The 17,044-nt window shown below is 71.1% G+C and carries 12 protein-coding genes; 4 read left to right on the top strand and 8 right to left on the bottom strand.

Going from position 1 to position 17,044, the window contains the following annotated elements; all coding sequences use genetic code 11:
- Positions 1–58 precede the first annotated feature (58 nt).
- Both EV562_RS33015 and EV562_RS33010 read left to right on the top strand, forming a co-directional pair.
- On the top strand, positions 59–1,216 hold the full coding sequence (locus tag EV562_RS33015; protein WP_133890547.1) for an acyl-CoA dehydrogenase: 1,158 nt from the start codon (positions 59–61) through the stop codon (positions 1,214–1,216).
- Positions 1,217–1,353: 137 nt separating this feature from the next.
- On the top strand, positions 1,354–2,394 hold the full coding sequence (locus tag EV562_RS33010) for a vWA domain-containing protein (protein ID WP_133890546.1): 1,041 nt from the start codon (positions 1,354–1,356) through the stop codon (positions 2,392–2,394).
- A 51-nt stretch (positions 2,395–2,445) separates the two neighbouring features.
- Here the strand turns inward: EV562_RS33010 and EV562_RS33005 are convergent, their stop codons facing one another.
- A complete protein-coding gene (locus EV562_RS33005) occupies positions 2,446–3,012 on the bottom strand; it encodes an acyl-CoA thioesterase (RefSeq protein ID WP_133890545.1) in 567 nt (188 codons plus the stop codon).
- 119 nt (positions 3,013–3,131) lie between these two features.
- Between EV562_RS33005 and EV562_RS33000 the strand changes: the two genes are divergently transcribed.
- On the top strand, positions 3,132–4,406 hold the full coding sequence (locus EV562_RS33000; RefSeq protein WP_208298476.1) for an LCP family protein: 1,275 nt from the start codon (positions 3,132–3,134) through the stop codon (positions 4,404–4,406).
- 18 nt (positions 4,407–4,424) lie between these two features.
- On the opposite strand, the gene EV562_RS32995 is transcribed toward EV562_RS33000, so the two are convergent.
- The gene (locus tag EV562_RS32995; RefSeq protein WP_133890544.1) at positions 4,425–5,801 is read right to left on the bottom strand and encodes an LCP family protein; all 1,377 of its coding nucleotides are present in this window, start codon (positions 5,799–5,801) and stop codon (positions 4,425–4,427) included.
- 273 nt (positions 5,802–6,074) lie between these two features.
- On the opposite strand from EV562_RS32995, the gene EV562_RS32990 reads away from it, so the two are divergent.
- On the top strand, positions 6,075–7,130 hold the full coding sequence (locus tag EV562_RS32990) for a glycosyltransferase family 2 protein (protein WP_133890543.1): 1,056 nt from the start codon (positions 6,075–6,077) through the stop codon (positions 7,128–7,130).
- A gap of 9 nt (positions 7,131–7,139) precedes the next feature.
- Here EV562_RS32990 and EV562_RS32985 read toward each other — a convergent pair whose 3' ends face one another.
- The 6 genes from EV562_RS32985 to EV562_RS32960 all read right to left on the bottom strand — a co-directional run bounded on the left by EV562_RS32985 (position 7,140) and on the right by EV562_RS32960 (position 16,960).
- Entirely contained in the window at positions 7,140–8,813 is a 1,674-nt protein-coding gene (locus EV562_RS32985) for an LCP family protein (RefSeq protein ID WP_133890542.1), read from the bottom strand.
- 77 nt (positions 8,814–8,890) lie between these two features.
- Positions 8,891–10,585 (bottom strand): LCP family protein, encoded by a 1,695-nt coding sequence (locus tag EV562_RS32980; RefSeq protein ID WP_208298474.1) that lies wholly within the window; start codon positions 10,583–10,585, stop codon positions 8,891–8,893.
- A gap of 207 nt (positions 10,586–10,792) precedes the next feature.
- Positions 10,793–12,526 carry an LCP family protein gene (locus tag EV562_RS32975; protein WP_243860304.1) on the bottom strand — a complete coding sequence of 578 codons (1,734 nt, stop codon included), beginning with the start codon at positions 12,524–12,526 and terminating at the stop codon, positions 10,793–10,795.
- A gap of 170 nt (positions 12,527–12,696) precedes the next feature.
- Positions 12,697–14,397, bottom strand: coding sequence for an LCP family protein (locus EV562_RS32970; protein ID WP_133890541.1), 1,701 nt, complete (start codon positions 14,395–14,397; stop codon positions 12,697–12,699).
- A 273-nt stretch (positions 14,398–14,670) separates the two neighbouring features.
- Positions 14,671–15,861, bottom strand: a complete 1,191-nt coding sequence (locus EV562_RS32965) for an LCP family protein (protein ID WP_133890540.1) — start codon at positions 15,859–15,861, stop codon at positions 14,671–14,673.
- 334 nt (positions 15,862–16,195) lie between these two features.
- Complete coding sequence (locus EV562_RS32960; RefSeq protein WP_133890539.1) at positions 16,196–16,960, bottom strand: TIGR03089 family protein; 765 nt, start codon at positions 16,958–16,960, stop codon at positions 16,196–16,198.
- Positions 16,961–17,044: the final 84 nt, after the last annotated feature.

The following is a 17,044-nucleotide window of genomic DNA, read 5'->3' as shown; positions in this document are numbered from 1 at the left end:
GGTTACTTAACGGTAGTTAGCGTGTTCAGCATCACCGCGTTTTGGAGCGTGAGACACCTTGGCCGGATCGGCTGACTTCGACCTGTACCGCCCGTCGGAGGAGCACGACATGCTCCGCGACGCCGTCCGCTCGCTGGCCGAGGCGAAGATCGCGCCGCACGCCGCCGCGGTGGACGAGGAGGCCCGCTTCCCGCAGGAGGCCCTCGACGCGCTCACCGCGAACGACCTGCACGCCGTGCACGTCCCCGAGGAGTACGGCGGCGCGGGCGCCGACGCGCTCGCCACGGTCATCGTGATCGAGGAGGTGGCCCGCGCCTGCGCCTCCTCCTCCCTCATCCCGGCCGTGAACAAGCTCGGCTCGCTCCCGGTCATCCTGTCCGGCTCCGAGGAGCTGAAGAAGAAGTACATGACCCCGCTCGCCAAGGGCGACGGCATGTTCTCCTACTGCCTCTCCGAGCCCGACGCCGGCTCCGACGCGGCCGGCATGAAGACCAAGGCCGTCCGCGACGGCGACTTCTGGGTGCTCAACGGCGTCAAGCGCTGGATCACCAACGCCGGGGTCTCCGAGTACTACACGGTGATGGCGGTCACCGACCCCACCAAGCGCTCCAAGGGCATCTCCGCCTTCGTCGTCGAGAAGTCCGACGAGGGCGTCTCCTTCGGCGCGCCGGAGAAGAAGCTCGGCATCAAGGGCTCCCCGACCCGCGAGGTCTACCTCGACAACGTCCGCATCCCCGCCGACCGCATGATCGGCGCGGAGGGCACCGGCTTCGCCACCGCGATGAAGACGCTGGACCACACCCGCATCACCATCGCCGCCCAGGCCCTCGGCATCGCCCAGGGCGCCCTCGACTACGCCAAGGGCTACGTCCAGGAGCGCAAGCAGTTCGGCAAGCCGATCGCCGACTTCCAGGGCATCCAGTTCATGCTCGCCGACATGGCCATGAAGATCGAGGCCGCCCGCCAGCTGACCTACGCGGCCGCCGCCAAGTCCGAGCGCGGCGACGCCGACCTCACCTTCCAGGGCGCCGCCGCCAAGTGCTTCGCCTCCGACGTGGCCATGGAGGTCACCACGGACGCCGTCCAGCTGCTCGGCGGCTACGGCTACACCCGTGACTACCCGGTGGAGCGCATGATGCGCGACGCCAAGATCACCCAGATCTACGAGGGCACCAACCAGGTGCAGCGCATCGTCATGGCGCGCAACCTGCCGTAGCGGCCGGGGTTTCACGGCGAGGGCGTCCGGCGACGGGCGCCCCTCGTTCGTCGTGACCCGTTGTCAGTGGTGGGTGAGACGGTGGATCCATCGAGTCGGGAAGCCGGTGACGGCAATCGGTAAGAGGGGGAGCCGCCATGTCCGGAGGCCAGAACTACATCAACCACGTCGCTCTCGTGCTGGACGCCAGCTCGTCCATGCGCCGCCTCAGCCACAAGGTGGTCGAGGTCGCCGACCAGCAGATCGCCTACCTGGCGCGCCGGTCGCAGGAGCTGGACCAGGAGACCCGCGTCACGGTGTACGTCTTCGCCGACCAGGTGGAGTGCGTGATCTACGACAAGGACGTGCTGCGGATGCCGTCGCTGAAGCAGATGTACCGCGTCGGCGGCATGACGGCGCTGCTGGCGGCCACGCTGAAGTCGCAGCGGGAGCTGGCGCAGACCGCCCAGCTCTACGGCGACCACAGCTTCCTGACCTTCGTCCTCACGGACGGGCAGGAGAACGTGAGCCACCGCTGCCCGGACGCCCCCGTGAGGGACCCGCGCGCCCTGGTCGAGGCCGTGGCCACGATGATCGAGACCCAGGCGGACAACTGGACGCTGGCCGTCCTCGTACCGGACCAGATGGGCAAGCGCGAGGCCATGCAGTACGGCTTCCCCAAGGACAACATCGCCATCTGGGACGCCACGAGCACCCAGGGCCTGGAGGAGGCCGGACAGGTCATCCAGGAGGCCACCGAGAAGTTCATGGTGGGCCGCACCAAGGGCATCCGGGGGTCGCGGGCCGTGTTCTCCACGGGCGCGGACGCGGTCAACAAGGAGACGATCGAGGCGGCCGGCCTCACCCCGGTGGAGTCGTCGAAGTACCGGCTGATCGACGTGACCCGCGACGTGGCGATCCGGGACTGGGTCGTCGAGCGCGGGCACACCTACCGCACCGGCGGCGCGTTCTACCAGCTGAGCAAGTCGGAGAAGGTCCAGCCGAAGAAGCAGATATCGGTGCTGGAGAAGAAGACGGACCGGGTGTACACGGGGCCCGAGGCCCGCGCCCTGCTCGGCCTGCCGGACGTGGAGGTCCGCATCAGGCCCGACCACAACGACGACTTCACGATCTTCGTGCAGAGCACGAGCGTGAACCGGAAGCTCGTGGCGAACACCCGCCTCCTGCTCATGCTCTGACCCCTCGGCCGCCCCAGCCGCCCGAGCCGTCCGTGACGTCCCGGGCGGAGGTCAGTCCTCGTACCCCTCCGCCACCCGCCGCTGCCGCAGCTCCATGATCGCGCGGCGGCGGGCCAGGCGGTGGGTGCGGCGGATCTGGGCCTCCTGGTAGCGGCGCTTGTCCTTCTCCGTCTCGGGCAGGACCGGCGGGACCGTGCGGGGCTTGCCGTCCGCGTCCACGGCCGCGAAGACCAGGTACGCCGAGCCCACCTGGGTGGCCGGGGTGGACTCGTTCCAGCGCTCGGCCATCACCCGGACGCCCACCTCCATGGAACTGCGGCCGGTCCAGTTGACCTGCGCCTTCACATGGACGAGGTCGCCGACGCGGACCGGCTCGAGGAACGCCATCTCGTCCATGGACGCGGTGACGGCGGGTCCGCCGGAGTGCCGTCCGGCCACGGCACCGGCCGCGTCGTCGACGAGCTTCATGATCACACCGCCGTGCACCGTGCCCAGAAGGTTGGTGTCGCTGTGCGTCATGATGTGGCTGAGGGTGGTGCGGGAGGCCGAGGTCGGCTTGCCCGGGATCTCCGGAGGCGCCGACCGCGCGGCCGAGGCCTGTTCTGCCTGGTCTGTCATGGCCTCCACCTTATGCCGGGGCCACCCGCGCGTGGTTTTGTGTCGGATTGGCAACAGCGCTGCCCTGATTTTCCGACATACCTTGTAACGCCCACAGGGCAGCCCTGCACACTGGGCGCATGAATGATTGGCCCGAGGGATGGTCCGGTGACAACCGCGGCAGCGGATACGGACGCGGCAGCGCGAGCGCACGGCCCGAGAGCGCGCGCGTGATGCGTCAGGTCCGCCGCGGCGCGACGCCGCCCGGCCCGGGCCCGTCGGCACCGCCGTACGGCGCCGGGGTGCCCCAGCAGCCGTCGTACACCGACGGCCAGGGGTACGGCGACGACGGGTACGACAGCGGCTACAACACCGGCCAGGTCTACGGCGGCGGCGGTGGCGGTGGCCAGAGACCCGCCCGGCAGGGCCGGCCCGCGCCGAACTGGCGGCGCCGGATCAAGTGGACCGCGATCACGGTGGTGACCGTGCTGGTCGTCACCACCGTCGGCACCTACTTCTGGGCCGACTCCAAGCTCAACCGCGAGGTCGACCTGTCCAAGGTCATCGAGCGGCCCGGGGCCGGCGAGGGCACGAACTACCTGATCGTCGGGTCCGACAGCCGCGAGGGCATGACCGACGAGCAGAAGAAGGACCTCCACACCGGTTCCGCCGAGGGCAAGCGCACCGACTCGATGATGATCCTGCACACCGGGGACAACGGGTCGACGCTGATCTCCCTGCCGCGCGACTCGGACGTGGAGATCCCGAGCTTCGTCGGCTCCGAGTCCGGCAAGAAGTACCCGGGCACGGGCCGGCACACCAAGCTCAACGCCGCGTACGCCGAGGACGGCCCCGAGCTGCTGGTGCGCACCATCGAGCACAACACCGGGCTGCGCCTGGACCACTACGTGGAGATCGGCTTCGCCGGCTTCGCGAACATCGTGGACGCGGTCGGCGGCGTCGAGATGGACATCCCGCAGGACATCAAGGACAAGAAGTCGGGCGCCGACTTCAAGAAGGGCAAGCAGACGCTGGACGGCGAGCAGGCCCTCGCCTTCGTCCGCACCCGGTACGCGCTGGCGGGCTCCGACCTGGACCGCACCAAGAACCAGCAGAAGTTCCTTTCGGCACTGGCCGGCCAGGTGGCCACCCCGTCGACGGTCCTCAACCCGTTCAAGCTCTACCCGACCATGGGCGCCGGCCTGGACTCCCTGACCGTCGACAAGGACATGGGCCTGTTCGACCTGGCGAGCATGTTCTGGGCGATGAAGAACGTCAGCGGCGGCGAGGGCACCTCGATGAACATGCCGATCTCGGGCAGCGTCGGCGGCAACCTCAAGTGGGACGACGCCAAGGTGAAGAAGCTCGTCCAGGAACTGAAGAACGACGAGAAGGTCACCGTCTCCGGCAACTGAGCCGGCCCCCGGCGGGGGTCACCGGTCGCCGCAGACCACCTCGTCGCCGCGCACCACCGTGCCCGACTCCTGCGGCGGGTCGGCCGGCCGCACCCTCGCCACCCGCGTGAAGTCGGCGCCCGTGATCACCTTCAGGGTCGCCCCCTGCCCCTTCACCGGCTTCAGCGTGCTGCCGGGCACGGCGGCGGCCAGCGACTTAGCCGACTGGTCCCAGCGCGGGTCGAAGGCGACGACGGTCCGCTCCAGGGCCCGGTCGGCGGCGTTGCGCGGTGCCCTGGTGGTGCGGAACCCGGTCGCGGCCAGCGCGTCGTCCACCCGCTTGCCGAGCCCCGGGGTGCGGGTGCCGTTCTCCACCTGGACGCGGATCTGCTTCGGGTCCACCGGTACCCGTACCGGCGCCGGGCCCTTCGGCCTCGGTTTCGGCGCGGTCAGCGGCTTGTCCTCGCGCAGGGCGGCGAAGAGCCGCTCCGACTTCGCCGGGTCCCACTTCAGGGTCGATCCGACGCCCTTGACGGCGTAGCCCATCCGCCCGATCGGCACGGTGGTGAACTCGGAGGACGACGGCGAGAAGTCCCGCATCGCCCGCCCCAGGGTCAGCAGCTCGTCGGTGCCGAAGCCCTGGTCGGCGCGGACGGAGCCCAGCACCGCCCGCGTGACGTCACGGAACTTCAGCGGGTTCAGCAGGATGCCCGAGGAGGTCGCCCGCTCGATCAGGGCGGCCAGGAAGCGCTGCTGGCGCTTCATCCGGCTCAGGTCCGAGGCTCCGTCGAGGTGGCGGGAGCGCACGTACTGCAGCGCCTGCCCGCCCATCAGGGTGTGGGTGCCGGCCGGCAGGTCGAGTCCGGTGTAGCTGTCCTTGAGCGGCTGGACCGTGCAGATCTTCACGCCGCCGAGGACGTCCACGGTCTTCATGAAGCTGGTGAAGTCGACCTCCAGATAGTGGTCGATCTTCACCCGGGTCATGGCCTCCACGGTGCGGACGGTCAGCTGCGGGCCGCCCTCGGCGTAGGCGGCGTTCAGCTTGAGCGGGTGCCCGTTGTGGTGCTCGCCGGTGGTGCGGTCGGTGTGGCCGGGTGTCTCGGCGTACGAGTCCCGGGGCAGGCTGACCACGCTCGCGCGCTCCCGGTCCTCCGAGATGTGCACGATCATGATCGTGTCGGTGCAGTGGCAGGGGGCGCCGCCCAGTCTGTACTTGCGCCGCTCCTCCTTGGTGATCTCGTCCCGGCCGTCGGTGCCGACCATCAGGACGTTCATGCCGTCGCCCGCCCGCGGCCGGTTCTTCATGTCCTTGAACGCGTCGACCCGCGAGAGATCCGAGTCCAGACCGGTCAGCACCGCGTGCCCGATCCCGGCGGAGGCGAGCACCACCACCGACAGCGCGGTCACCGCCCGCATGGCCCAGCGCGGCTTCTTCCGCCGTACGGGGGGCCTCGGCGGGCGCCGGGAGGGCCGGGAGCCGCCGCGCTGCGGCGGCGGGCCGCCCCGGGGAGACGAGGCCGGGACCCGGGGGGAGCGGGGCGGCGTGGGCAAGGTGACACCTCCGCGGGGGCGGGACCTGGGGCCGGACGTGGGATTCGTGAGCACCGTAGGCCCATACGATCTGCTGCCCGGGGCTGCGACCCCCGCGGCGCGCACCCGTGTCCCCCGTTCGCGGTAACGTGAGCACCGATGAACGCCAAGTCCGACGCGCGGCTGCCCGCCGTTTCCGTGATCATGCCCGTCCTCAACGAGGAGCGGCACCTGCGCGGCGCCGTCCGCGCCATCCTCGCCCAGGAGTACGCCGGCGAGATGGAGGTCGTGATCGCCGTCGGTCCCTCCGCGGACCGTACGGAAGAGATCGCCGCCGAACTCGTCGCCGAGGATCCGCGCGTGCACACCGTGCCGAATCCCACCGGCCGCACGCCCGCCGCGCTGAACGCCGCGATCAAGGCCTCCCGCCATCCCGTCGTCGTCCGCGTCGACGGCCACGGCATGCTCTCGCCGAACTACATAGCCACGGCCGTCCGGCTCCTGGAGGAGACCGGCGCGCAGAACGTGGGCGGCATCATGCACGCCGAGGGCGAGAACGCCTGGGAGGACGCCGTCGCCGCCGCGATGACGTCGAAGATCGGTGTGGGCAACGCGGCCTTCCACACCGGCGGTCGGGCGGCGCCCGCCGAGACCGTCTACCTCGGCGTGTTCCGCCGCGAGGCGCTGGAGCGGCAGGGCGGCTACAACGAGGAGTTCATCCGCGCCCAGGACTGGGAGCTGAACTTCCGCATCCGCGAGGCCGGCGGCCTGATCTGGTTCTCGCCCGAGCTGAAGGTCTCCTACCGGCCCCGGCCGTCCGTGCGGGCGCTGGCCAAGCAGTACAAGGACTACGGCCGCTGGCGGCATGTCGTCGCCCGCTACCACTCGGGCTCCATCAACCTGCGCTACCTCGCCCCGCCGACCGCCGTGTGCGCCATCGCGGCCGGTGTCGTGGTGGGCGCGGCGCTGACCCCGTGGGGCTTCGTCGTACCCGGCGGCTACCTCGCGGCGATCGTGGCCGGCTCGCTGCCCGCGGGCAGGGGCCTCGGGCTGAAGGCGCGGGCGCAGATCCCGGTGGCGCTGGCGACCATGCACATGTCGTGGGGCTGGGGCTTCCTGACCAGCCCCAAGTCCCTGGCCAGGAGGGTCATCGCCTCGCGGCGCCCGGCGGTCCAGCCCGACGCCGACGCCACGGACGCCGCCGGTACGCGGTGACGGCGTCCGTCAGGACCAGGTGAACGCCGGGTTCACGTGCATGCAGGCGCTGTCGTCCGCGCCGTTGAGGGCCTCGGCCGACTCGGGGGTGCCGTCGTCGCTCCCGGGCGCCTCGTAGGCGGTGCCCTCGCGCCAGTCGGCGCCCACGACGAGCGTGACGCCCGAGACGTCCGTGGACCGCCGCACCGAACTCGCCGGGATGCCCAGGGCCTCGGCGACGCGCCGCGCGTCGCCCTCCAGGTCGGTGCTCGGGTAGCGGACCACCGTACGGTCCTCGCTCGGCAGCACCGAGGGGTCCGCGACGGCCTTCGTGAAGCCCTTGTCGGCCAGGAGCCCCGCGATCGCGTTCGCGCGTCCGGGGGCCGTGCCGAGGCCGTCGGTGCGGGTGCCGTTGAGGACCTGGACCGCCAGCTCGTCGTCGGGCGCGGCCGGGTCGGCCGGGGGCTCCGGCTCGGCGGGCTTCTTCTTCGCGTCCCTGCCGTCCAGGGCGATGTCCTCGCGCACCAGGCGGAACAGCTGCTCCGCGTCCTCGGTCGGCTCGACGCGGGCACCCACGTACCGGTTGGGCATCGTGGTCATGGTGATGCGCTCGGGCTTCACCTCGCGCAGCTCGGTGCTGAGGTCGTACAGCTTCTTGACGGTGTCAAGGCCCGGGTCGACGGTGAGGGCGGCGGTGGCCTCCTCGGCGAGCCTGCGCAGCCTGTTCGGGCTGCTCAGGGTCGCGTTCTCGCGCAGTACCCGGACCATCGAGTTCAGGTACATGTGCTGGGCCTTGGCCCGCGCCAGGTCGCTGCCGTCCTCGAAGCCGTACCGGGTGCGCAGCCACTGCAGGGCTTGCTCGCCCTTGACCGGGTGGGTGCCCCGCGCCAGCTTCAGACCGGAGCCGTGGCCCGTGCTGTCGCGCGAGTGGATGTTGGCGTCCACGCAGACCGGGACGCCGCCGACGGCGTCCGCCATCGACACGACGCCCGCGAAGTCCACCATCACGAAGTGGTCGATGTGGATGCCGGTCAGCTCCTGCCAGGTGGCCACCGTGCAGCCCGGACCGCCGTGCCCGAGGCTCTGGTTGGTCATCACCCGGCCCCGGCTCGCCGGGTGGACCTCACCGTCCTCGGGGTCGGTGCACTTGGGTATCTCCAGCAGCGTGTCGCGCGGCATGCTGACCACCGACATGTTGCTGCGGTCGGCCGACAGGTGCACCAGCATCTGCACGTCCGCCAGCGGTGTGGAGCCGAACGTCTCGCGGGCGCCGCCCAGTTGCTGGTTCTCCTCGCTGTCCCGGGCGTCCGAGCCGATGACGAGGATGTTCAGCGGGGTCTGCCCGGCCGCGTTCGGCGTCGGCGCGGCGACCTTGTTGTCGCCCAGGTTCAGGACGTCCTGCTTGATGTTGTCGTTGAGGTGCTCGTAGTAGAGGTAACCGGCCCCGGCCGTGCCGGCCAGGACGGCCGCGAGCACCACCGCGGTCCAGCGCAGGACCCGGCGGCGCCGGCGCGGTCCGGGACGGCCGGGCTCGCCGGCGTCCTGTCCGCCGTCCTTCCCGCCGCCGTCCGTGGCGCCGTTCGCGGTGCCGTCGTCGGTGACGTCGACACCGTTGTCGCCGTCCCCCGGGCCGGCCTCCGCACGCTCGGAGGCGTCTGCCGCGCCCTCCCGCGTGTCCTCCTCCTGCACACCGCTCCGCGTCACGTCCGCGTCCCTCCCCGCCCCCGGACCACCACGTGGGCCCGTCGCCGCCCTGTGAGACGTACGACAGGCCCCTCAGGTCAACTTGCGCACAGCTTCTGGTCGGCCGTGGACTCCGTGTCCAGGTCCGGCTTCTTGACGGAGGCGGGATCGAGCGAGACCCCGGCGCCCTTGAAGTCCTTGCCGAGGGTGAGGGTCATGGTGGGCAGGCCCTGGGAGTTGGTGACGCTCTCGCCGGGCTTCATGGCGGCGCCGGACAGGCCGAGGATCTCGGCGAGGGCGCGGGCCTGGTCGGCCTGGTCGGGGGCGTACTCCAGGGTGGTCTTCGCGAGGTCGGCGGGGGCGTTGCCCGCGTTCTCCGACTTCGAGACGCCGGCCTGGGTCTGCAGGTAGTTCAGCTCCTGCTGGGCGCTGCCTGCGGGGGCGCCGCCGTTCATCACGCGGACGCGGACCTCGCCCGGCTCGGACTTCGCGCCCTTGAGCCGGGCGGCGACGGCGGCCTTCTCCTTCTTCTGCTTCTGCTTGACCTCGGTGAAGGAGATGTCGTTCTTGATCATGTCGAAGACCTGAGGGCCCTTCGACGCGTTCACGACCACCGTCGCCTTGACCTTCTCGGCCGGGTTGTCGACCACCGGCACCGTGGTGAACGTGATGTTCTTCGGCGGCACCTTCTTCAGCTCCAGGGCCATGTCCTTGAGCGTGCCGACCTTGCCGATGGCGCTGTCCACGGTGAGGGCCTTGGTCGCGGCCTCGGCGAGCTTCACCAGCTTGGCGGGGCTGGTGAGGGTGTCACTGGAGGACATCTTCCGCATCAGTGAGCCCAGGAACTGCTGCTGCACCTTGATGCGGTCCAGGTCGCCCTCGTTGCCGAAGGCGTGCCGGGTGCGGACGAAGGCCAGGGCCTGCTCGCCCTTGACCGTGGACTCGCCCGCGGGGAGCTGGAGGTGCGACTTCGGGTCGTCCACGGCGTGCTCCACGCACACGTCGACGCCGCCGACCGCCGAGGTCAGCGTCTTGACCGCGTTGAAGTCGGCCATCATGAAGTGGTCGGGCTTGATGCCGGTCGTCTCCGCCACCGTGCGCATCGTGCAGCCCGCGTCCCGGCCGAGGTCGCCGAGGCTCTGGTTGAAGCGGACGCCGGAGGAGCCCGGGATGACCTTGGTGCTCCCGTCCTCCTGCTTGGTCTCGCAGTCCGGGATGTCGACGATCAGGTCGCGCGGGATGCTGAGCGCGGTCGCGTTGGAGCGGTCCTCGGCGACGTGCAGCAGGATGTTGGTGTCCGCGTGCCCGGCGCTGCCCTTGTCGCCGTAGCCCTCGTTGCCCTCACCGGTGCGCTTGTCCGTGCCGATGATGAGGATGTTGAAGGCCTCGTTCTTCTTGAAGCTGCTGCTTCCGGCGGTGCCGACGTCCGTCGTCGAGACGTTGCCCTCGAGGTGCTTGAGGTAGACGTAGCCGCCCACGCCGGCCACGAGGACGACGAAGGCCATACTGCCGCCGGTCCACAGCAGGACCTTCTTGCCCCGGGACTTCTTCTTCTCCGGCCGGCGTCCGCGCCGCCCGGGCGCCGGTGCCTCGGGCTCCGGACGACGCCGCCGCTGGGGCGGCACCTCGCGGCCCGGAGCGGACGTGCGGCGCCCCTCCGTGCGCGGGCCCGGCACGGACGGCCGCGGTGCGGATGGGGACAGGCGCAGCTCGTACTCACCGGTACGTGGATTCAGCACCCACTGGTCTGCGGGATCGACGTCGTCTGCCCGCCCACGTCCTTGCGCGTCCACGGTCTCCCAATCCTCCGTCGGGGGCCACGCGGCACCTTCCACTGAAGGCGCACGATAAAAGAGTCAACAAGTGCACGACGCCAGGGCGGACCTCACGGCACGGGGCACCGGAGCGCTCACACTATCCGTCCGGTTCGGCGTCGAACGACACTGGTGTCAGGATCGTCACCCCTACAACAGGGCAATCCTCCCTATTTTCGTGAACTCCTACCATCGGTAGGGCTTGTAGACGTCCATGCACGTTCCGGTGTCCGATCCGTTGATCGCGTCGCTGGACTCCGGCAGGTCTCCCGCCTCGGGCGTCTTCTGCTTCGGGTAGGACGTGCCCTGGCGCCAGTCAGCTCCCACGACGAGCGTGATCCCGGACACGTCCGCGGACTTGCGCACCGCCTCCGCGGGGATCCCCAGTGCCTCGGCGACGCGGCGTGCGTCGCCCGCCAGCTCGTCGCTCGGGTAACGGACGACGGTGCGCTCCTCGGAGAGCGCCGCGGAGGTGTCCTTCGTGGCCTTGCCGAAGCCCTTGCGCACCAGCGCTCCGGCGACGTCACCGGCCCGGCCCGTCACCGGGCCGAGGGTGGCCGAGCGGGTGGCGTTCTGGACGAGGACACCGATCTCGGAGTCGGCGGCGGGCTCGTCGGACGGCGCGGCGGCGTCGCCCCGGCCGGCGGCGTCCTCGCCGTCGCCCTTGCCGGAGTCCTTCTTGCCGGAGTCCTTCCCGTCCTTCGCGCCCTTGTCGTCGAAGGACACGTCGTCGCGGAGCATGGCCCACATCTTGTCGGCGTCGTCGGCCGGCAGCAGGTGGTTCGCGTCCTCGGGGTCCTCGACCGTGGGGATCGTCGTCATGGTGATGCGGTCCGTGGGGACCGTCTTGAGCTGCATGCCCAGGTCGTACAGCTTCTTGACGGTGCCGACCTCCTCGGACACCGTCAGCGACTTCGTGGCGGCCTCCGCCAGTCCCATCAGCCGGCCGGCGTCGGTGAAGACGTTCTGGCTCTTCAGCGTGCGGATCATCGAGTTCATGTACATGTGCTGGGCCCGGGCCCGCAGCGGGTCACTGCCCCAGGCGTGCCGGGTGCGCAGCCACTGCAGCGCCTCCTCGCCCTTGACCTTGTGCGGGCCTGCCGTCATCTTCAGGCCCGAGCCGCCGGGCACACCGGGCAGCGGGCGGTCCCACACGTTCTGGTTCACGCAGACCTCGACCCCGCCGACCGCGTCCGCCATCGACACGACGCCCGCGAAGTCGATCGTCATCCAGTGGTCGATGTAGACCCCGGTGAGGTTCTCCCAGGTGGCCAGGGTGCAGCCGGCGCCGCCGCGGGCCAGCGTCGTGTTGATGATGGCGTTGGTCGCCGGGAACTCCTCGCCGGAGTCGGGGTCCTTGCACGCGGGGATGTCGACGCGGGTGTCCCGGGGGATGCTCACCACGGCGGCGCTCTTGCGGTCCGCGGTCAGGTGGATCAGCATCTGCACGTCCGCCAGCGGCGGGTTGTCGCGGTGGTTCTTGCCGCCGCCCAGCGCCACGTTGGCATCGGAGGCGCGGCTGTCGGAACCGAGCAGGAGGATGTTCAGGGGCGTCTGCCCGGCCGCGTTCGGCTCGGTCCTGTGCGCCTTGGAGTCGCCGCTGCTGCGCTCGCCCTTGTCGATGTTGCCGTTCAGGTGCTGGTAGTAGAGGTATCCGGCGCCGGCCGTGCCGAGTACCAGTACGGCGAGGGTCGTCGCGGACCACTTCAGCACCCGGTGCCGCCGTCCGGCGCGCCGCCGCCCGGAGCGCCCGCCGTTGCCGCCCGACCGGCCCCCCGAATCCCCGCGGCCGCCCGCGCCCCGCCGCCCGGACGCTCCGGTGCCGCCGTCCTCCGCGCCGCCGCGTCCGGCCCGCCTGCCGCGGGCGTGGCGGACCGTGTCGGGTCGCGCTTCCTCCCCGCGCACACCGCTCTGCGTCATGTCCCTCTCCCACCCTCGGGCCGCGAACGTGCTCCCGTACGCGCCCTGCTCGCACAGTTGGACGTGTGAAGCCCCTCGTTGGCTGTACGGCGGCCGGTGGATTGTTCACCGGGTGACCCCGGCCGACCGACGGACTGTCGTACTGTCAGATGCGCGTGGGGCCCCTCAGGTCACTTCGCGCACTCGACCTTGTCCGCCGTGGACTTCTGAAGGTCCTCCGGCGCCTTCCCGGACGTGGCGTCGAGCTTGACCCCGGCGCCCTTGAAGTCCTTGCCGAGGGTGAGGGTCATGGTGGGCAGGCCCTGGGAGTTGGTGACGCTCTCGCCGGGCTTCATGGCGGCGCCGGACAGGCCGAGGATCTCGGCGAGGGCGCGGGCCTGGTCGGCCTGGTCGGGGGCGTACTCCAGGGTGGTCTTCGCGAGGTCGGCGGGGGCGTTGCCCGCGTTCTCCGACTTGGTGACGCCCTCCTCGTTCTGGAGGTAGGTCAGCTCCCGCCCCGCGCTGCCGGAGGAGGCGCCGCCGTTCAGGAGGCGGACGCGGATCTCGCCGGGCTCGGACTTCTCGCCCTCCAGGCGGGCGGCGACCGCGGCGTCCTCCTTCTTCTGCTTCTCCTTCTCCTTCTTCTTGACCTCGGTGAAGGAGACGTCGTTCTTGACCATGTCGAAGACCTGCTGGGCGGACCCCTCCTTGAGGACGACGGTCACCGGCTTGGGCTCGGCCGGGTTGTCGACCACCGGCACCGTGGCGAAGGTCAGGTTCTTGGTGTCGAGCTTGCCCAGCTCCAGGCCGAGGTCCTTGAGCTTGCCGATGCTGTCCAGCTTGGAGTCGACGGTGAGCGCCTCGGTGCCCGCCTCGGCGAGCTTCACCATCTTCGTGGGGCTGGTGAGCGTGTCGTTGGACTTCAGCTGGCGCATCAGCGAGCTGAGGAACTGCTGCTGGAGCTCGATACGGCTCAGGTCGCCGCCGAAACCGACGGAGTGGCGGGTGCGGACGAAGGCGAGCGCCTCCTCACCCTCGATGGTGTGCTCGCCCGCCGGCAGGTTCAGGTGCGAGTCGGGGTCGTTGATGTCCTTCGCGAGACAGACCTTGACGCCGCCGACCGCGGAGGACAGGGTCTTGACCGCGTTGAAGTCGGCCACCATGAAGTTGTCCGGCTTCACCCCGGTCAGCTCGGTGACGGTGCGCATGGTGCAGCTGGGCGTACGGTCGCTCTGGCCGAGGCTGGTGTTGAAGCGGGCACCGGTGGAGCCCGGGATGACCTTGGTGGTCCCGTCCTCCTGCGTGGTCGGGCAGTCCGGGACGTCGACGATCAGGTCGCGGGGGATGCTGAGGGCGGTCGCGTTGGAGCGGTCCTTGGCGACGTGCAGCAGGATCGTGGTGTCGGCGTGCCCCGCGCTGCCCTTGTCGCCGTAGCCGTCGTTGCCGGAGCCGGTGCGCTTGTCGGTGCCGATCAGCAGGATGTTGATCGCCTGGTCCTTGCTGAACCCACCGGTGCTCGCGCCGTCGTCGGGGAGGGAGTCGATGTTGTCGTTGAGGTGCTGGAGATACAGATAACCGGCCGTGCCGACGGCGAGGATGACGAACGCCATCGTGCCGCCGGTCCACAGCAGTATCTTCTTGCCCTTCGACTTCTTCTTCGCCGACCGCCGGCGGTCGCGCCGTTCCGGCGGCGGCTCCTCGGGTGCCGCGCGGCGCCTGCGCGGAGCGGGAACCTCACGACCGGGCGGAGGTGTGCCCCGGCGGGGGCCGGGTACCGGTGACTGCGGTGCGGAAGAGGGCAGTCGCAGTTCGTAGTCGCCGGTGTCCGGGTTGAGTACCCACTGGTCTGCGGGGTCGATGTCCTCCGCCTGCCCACGGCCTTGCGCGTCCACGGTCGTCCGAATCCTCCGTCGGGGCCACGCGGCGCCCTCCCCTCCGGGCACCAGGTCTCGCTCACGTCAGTTCAGTGCGTGGCCAGGGGCAGAACTCCAACTCCGCGGCCGGGCACACCGGATCGCTCACATTAACCGCCCCGTCGAGCGCGGGTCGACGGCAGTGACGCACGCCACGGCGCTTACAACCGGGCAATCCGCCGCATTCCTCGGACAACTGTCCGTACGCGGGTGTCCGCCTTGCCCCCGGGTTGCCCCTCCTTGGAACGCGCTTTACTCGCAGATGTCCTCGTCGGCGGTGTTCCCGCTGAACGTCGGCGCGGGGGAGGCGGCGTCGCCCGCTTCGCCGGAGCGCCCGGTGCCGTCGGCCGAGTCGCCGCGCCGCGCCGCGATCGTCACCGGTTCGTCCGTCCGCAGGCGGGTGAAGAGCTTCTCGGCGTCGGGCTGTACGAGCTGGTCCCGGTTCGCGTCGCCCGCGTACGACTCCCGGGGCACGGTCAGGAACTGCACGCGCTCGGTGGGGACCCCGCGCAGCCCGCGCACGAGGTCGTACAGACCGCGCAGACTCGCCAGGTCCGGGTCCGTGGTGAGCGACGAGGTCGCCGCGTCCAGAACGGGATACAGCTTCACCGGATTCAGCAGTACGCCGTTGCTCTGCACCTTGCTCACGAGCGCCCCGAGGAAGCGCTGCTGCCGGTCCATCCGGTCGGTGTCGCTGCCGTCGCCGAGCGACTTGCGGGCACGGACGTACCCGAGCGCCTGCTCCCCGTCGAGCGTCACCCGGCCCGCGGGCAGTCGCAGCTTGGCGTCCTTGTCGTCGACCGGCTTGCGCAGGCAGACCTCTACGCCGTCGAGCGCGTCGACCATCTCCTTGAAGCCCTCGAAGTCGACGACCACGTGGTGGTCGACCCGGACACCGGTCAGCTTCTCCACCGTACGGATCGAGCACGCCGAACCGCCCACCGCGAAGGCGTAGTTGAACTGCGTGAACGTCGGTGCGGTGAGCGACCCGTCGGGGCGGTGGCAGCCGGGGACCCGCACCATGAGGTCGCGGGGGAGGGAGACGGCGGTGACGCTGTCCCGGCCCGCGGCCAGGTGCAGCAGGATCGTGGTGTCCGACCGCTCGGTCCCGGAGTCCCGCCCGTAGCGCGCGTTGCCGTCGCCGGCGCGCGAGTCCGAGCCGATCAGCAGGATGTTCTGCGCGCCGCGCACCTGCGAGGCGGGCCGCTCCTTCTCGTACCGGGCGAGTTCGGCGGCCGCCGCCTCGTCCGCCGTGATGTTGCCGCTGAGCTTGGCGTACACCGCCCACCCGACGCCCGCGGCACCCCCGGCAAGCACGACGGTCACGATCCCGGCGATGCCCAGCCGCCGCCTGCGCCGCCGCCGCTTCAGCTCGTCGCCGCTCGCGGACGCCCCGTGCCCCCGGCCCCCACCGGAGGCCGCCGTACCCGCGTCATCGCCCACGCCTGCCTCCGTCCACACCAGCGCGCTGGTACGACCATGCCCCGGGCGACCACGGAAGACAGAACGCACGTAGGCCGAACGGGTCAGACCACCGAGCGCCGGGACCTCCCCGCCGGCCTGGGGGTCCGGCGGAGCTGCGGGCGCGCGTGCCGCTGCCAAGCTGCGGGCATGCGTGCCGCCCGGGGCGGCACGGGTGGGCGCAGGCGGCGCCCGGTCAGCGCCGGTCCGCGCACCCCGCCCGCGCCCGCACCGACGCCGGGCACCGGTTCAGCTCCGGTTCACCGACTCACCGGCGCCCACGCACCCCCCGGCCGACCAACACCCCCGAGACACCTCACCGCGCCGTAGCCGAAACCCGCTCCGCCTCGATCCGCTGGTCCACCACACCCGCCCCCGCCCGCTCCAGGTGCCGGCACAGCACCACCGACCCCCCGCCGGCCAGCGGCCCGTACAGCCCGGCGCTCAGCCCCTCCCACGTGTCGTACGGCAACCCCGACAGAATCCGCGCCCCCGGCCCCGTGAGCCCCAGCCCCGACGCCTCCGCCCGAGCCCGCTCCACGACCTCCGCGCCGCTGAACTCCCGCCCGGCCACGATCAGCGCCGGTGCCTCCGGGTCCACCGGCGCGTACGGCACGAACCGGTCCCCCTGCCCCGGCACCTCCACCGCGTAGTCGGCGAAGCCCTCCGGCGGCGCCGGCGCGAACCGTCCCCCGAGCGGCCGCAGCGCCAGCGCGATCCGCGGACCCGAGCACGCCCGCGCCGCCTCCAGCGACTCCGGCTCCGGCCCGCTCACGACCACGTCCGCCGCCCCGGGGTCGCCCGCCACGTCGGCGACGACACCCACCGACGCGCACGCCAGCAGCCACACCGCCGTCTGCCAGTGGGCGGGCAGCAGCAGCGCCACCCGGTCCCCGGGTTCGACGGACAGTTCGTCCTGGAGCAGGTTGGCGGTCTTGGCCACCCAATTGGCGAAGGTGGCCACGGACAGTTCGACGCGTTCGCCGGTGGCGTCGTCGTAAAAGGTCACCAGGGGGCGTCCCGGGTCCGCGGCGAGCGCGGAACTCAGCAGGTCGGCAGGGGTGCGGTCGGTCGCGTTCACCCGCGCAAGCGTACGCGGGCCGGAGGACGCGCACCGAGCGGACGGCGTACCCCGGCACCACCGGATCGGACGGACACAACCTAC

Origin of the sequence: Streptomyces sp. BK208, assembly GCF_004364245.1 — a bacterium.
Lineage (GTDB): Bacteria > Actinomycetota > Actinomycetes > Streptomycetales > Streptomycetaceae > Streptomyces.
This window is presented reverse-complemented; position numbering and strand designations above follow the sequence as displayed.

Excerpts from the sequence above, each read along its gene's own strand:
- EV562_RS33010 (WP_133890546.1), top strand. The coding sequence starts at position 1,354 with ATGTCCGGAGGCCAGAACTACATCAACCACGTCGCTCTCGTGCTGGAC.
- EV562_RS33005 (WP_133890545.1), bottom strand. The coding sequence starts at position 3,012 with ATGACAGACCAGGCAGAACAGGCCTCGGCCGCGCGGTCGGCGCCTCCG.
- EV562_RS33000 (WP_208298476.1), top strand. The coding sequence starts at position 3,132 with ATGAATGATTGGCCCGAGGGATGGTCCGGTGACAACCGCGGCAGCGGA.
- EV562_RS32995 (WP_133890544.1), bottom strand. The coding sequence starts at position 5,801 with ATGCGGGCGGTGACCGCGCTGTCGGTGGTGGTGCTCGCCTCCGCCGGG.
- EV562_RS32990 (WP_133890543.1), top strand. The coding sequence starts at position 6,075 with ATGAACGCCAAGTCCGACGCGCGGCTGCCCGCCGTTTCCGTGATCATG.
- EV562_RS32975 (WP_243860304.1), bottom strand. The coding sequence starts at position 12,526 with ATGACGCAGAGCGGTGTGCGCGGGGAGGAAGCGCGACCCGACACGGTC.